Source organism: Protofrankia sp. Cas3, assembly GCF_963555955.1.
In the GTDB taxonomy this organism is placed as follows: Bacteria; Actinomycetota; Actinomycetes; order Frankiales; family Frankiaceae; genus Protofrankia.
The window spans coordinates 1-2,861 of sequence record NZ_CAUVXP010000304.1 but is presented as its reverse complement, the minus strand read 5'-3'; the positions used below and the strand labels follow the sequence as shown (position 1 = coordinate 2,861).

The following is a 2,861-nucleotide window of genomic DNA, read 5'->3' as shown; positions in this document are numbered from 1 at the left end:
CGCCGTGCAGATCATGGCGAGGGCGAGGGCTGGCTTGGTGGCGAAGGTGACGTGGTCGGGGACGCCCGCGGTGTGGCATCGGACGGGGTCGTCGGTCCAGCTGGCTGGCAGGTACAGGCGGCGGTCGACCATCGCTCGTCCCTTCCCGGACACGTAGGCGGCGAAGACACCGATCTGGCAGTTTTCGATACGGCCTGCGGTGCCACTGTATTGCCGTTGGACACCGGCCGACTTTGGGCCTTTCTTCAGAAACCCGCTTTCGTCAACGACGAGAACCCCATCCGACTCCCACAGGCTTTCAACGACGTATGCGCGGGTGACCGTCTGGACCGCGTCGGCGTCCCACGCGTACTCGTTCAAAAGCCGTTGCATCTTGTGAGGTGCCGCATCGCCTGCATGCTCGGCGAGGGTCCATCCGTTCTTCCGTGAAACCGCCGACAGGAGACCCATCAGGTATGCCCGTGCCTGATGCAGCGATTCATCCGTCCGGAAGCACCCCGCCACCCGAGCGAACAGTTCGTCGAACCCTGCATCCCATGCGACCATATCCACATCTCCCGTACAGCTCGCACCGCACGCGCCATCTTCTCCATGTTCATCCACAGATCCGGGAAATCACATGATGGTAGTTCGACGCGCGGCGCCGCGCCGATCATCAGCCGGGAGACCACACGGCGATCACTGTTGCTGTAGTACTAGAGCATGCGCAAGGCCGGGTGATCCCAGCGAGGTATCATCAAGCGTGACCATTCCACTACGTGACCACAAAATGCTTTGGGGTCGAGCCGGCAACCGTTGCGCGTTTCCCGATTGCCGGCTTGAATTGGCCGAAGAGGTAGCTATCGGCGACTCGGTAATAGTTGGCGAAGAAGCCCACATAGTCGCCCGAAACGAATCACACACGCGCGGTCGGAGCTCGCTGACACAAACGCAGAGGGATAGCTATTCCAACCTAATCCTTCTATGTAAACCAGCAGGTCACCGGGCGGATCGGGGTTGTGAGACCCCACACGGTCGGGGTCGAGACGAACGCGGCCGAACCCGGTCCCGACAGGGGTTGGGGGCCGGGTCCGGCCGCAGGTGAGCGCCTACCTAGCGCTGGCTACTTGAGGGCGACGCCTCCGGAGTTGCGGTAGGCGATCGTCTTGTTGATCAGGTTGCCGCCGTCGGTCTCGGGCGTGGTCTGTTCGGACCATCCCGCGCCGAACAGCAGGGCTGCGACATGGGCATCGGCCACCTGGGTCATGTGCGAGAACAGCCAGTCCACCTTGTCGTCCTGGTAGTGGCTGGGCGTGTTGTTCTGCGTCATGTTTCCCACCGGGATCTGCCACAGCACCACCGGCTTGCCGACCGTCTCGGCCATCGTCTTGTAGAAGCTCAGGGCGGTGGCGGCCTTCTGGTCGGTCCAGAAGGTGTCCTTGCCCCCGTGCGCCGGCTGGGCGTACCAGCCCGCGTCCCGGTCGGAGATGTCGGTGACCAGGAAGTCGCCGGCGTTGGCGCCGAGGTCGACGTAGTCGCTCTGGCACTTCTTGATGTTGCTCTGCCAGTCGAAGCAGGACATGTGCAGGCCCACGCCGGCGTGCGGCGCGTACTTGCGGGTCATCGCGATCATGCACTGGGCCAGGCCGGAGGCGCTGTTCTCCTGGGAGCCGCAATCGGTCGGGTTCGCCGACCTCACCTGCGCCGGAACCTGGTGCAGATTGCCCAGCGATCGGGCGAAGCCCCAGAAGTCCGGCTCAAGGTCGATCAGGTCTTGCGACGTGCCGATCTTCTGCAGGAAGAACCGGTAGTCGTTCAGGTACTTGCCGAGCAGGTCGGCGTTGTTGATGACCCTGACCTCGTCCGGGCCCTCACTCAGGCCGGCCATACCTGCGACGTCGATCAAGGAGTACCAGTCCCAGACCATCCTCTGCGGGTGCGCCTTGCCCTGGTAGGTCGCGTTGGCCACGGAGTTCTCGCGCACGGTGATCTGAGTACCGGGTGCGGTGGTGGGGCCGGTCCAGCACCCCCACCAGTTCGACCATGCCGGATCGCAGCGCGCCGCCGTGTACGCGGCCGGCGTAGGTGCGGGCCGGCTGTGCACGTAGCTGTACTGCAGGTCGAACGGAGCGGCGGACATCGAGGCGTCGGACATCGAGCCGCCGACCAGCACCGTGCTGCTGCCCATGAAGGTCTTGGTCGAGCCGCCGCCACCGGTGGGCGACGCCTCGCCCGGGGTGCTACTGGCAGCCGATGAGGCCGATGAGGAGGCCGATGGTGTGGTAACGGGCTGCGTGGTTACCGCCGAAACCGTCGGCGTCGGCGTCGGCGAAGGGCCAGCCGCGGATGCGGGCGCCTTGATCGGGTTACACGCGGTGGCCACGCAGAGCGTCATGCCAATTCCGAGCAGGACCGCGGCGGGCCGCCGGGGACGCGGGGGCTGCGATGGTCGAGCTGTGGCACGGCGTGGTCGCGCGAACGTGGCGCTGGGGGCGGACAGGGGCATGAGCTCTCCGTTGTCGTGTCTACGCGACCGCGAGGTCGCGCGGGTCGGGCCCCCAGCCGTTTCGACCCTAATGACAACCTTTAGCGCATGTCTACATCAATGCCCGAGTTGTTACCACCTTGAGCTGATGTAGGTGCCTCGTCGACGGTCGTGGCACCGTCACGAGACCACGGCCCTGCGGCGTCGACCCGGCCCGTGCCGACCGCGTCCTGGCCGCCGATTCTGGGGTGCGCCGGGACGGCAAGCTACCTGCCCGTACCCTGAAGGGTGCAAGTATGCGATCTCGCTGGTCAGGTGCTTGATCAGGCGGCTCGTTGATATTCGGGGCTTGAGCAGCAACCGAACGGTCAGTGGCGTCAGCCCGCGGCGCGTTCGC

2 protein-coding genes are annotated in these 2,861 nt (G+C 65.2%); both read right to left on the bottom strand.

The genetic code is table 11. From position 1 onward, the window contains the following. On the bottom strand, positions 1-546 hold a 546-nt coding region (locus U9983_RS27475), incomplete at its 3' end, for an IS701 family transposase (RefSeq protein ID WP_322756793.1). 556 nt (positions 547-1,102) lie between these two features. Then, positions 1,103-2,167: a hypothetical protein gene (locus tag U9983_RS27470; protein ID WP_322756792.1), complete on the bottom strand. Its 1,065-nt coding sequence runs from the start codon at positions 2,165-2,167 to the stop codon at positions 1,103-1,105. Between the last annotated feature and the right edge of the window lie 694 nt (positions 2,168-2,861).

Bases quoted from the DNA above. Each gene is read 5' to 3' on its own strand.
- U9983_RS27470 (WP_322756792.1), bottom strand. From the start codon at position 2,167: ATGGGCAGCAGCACGGTGCTGGTCGGCGGCTCGATGTCCGACGCCTCG.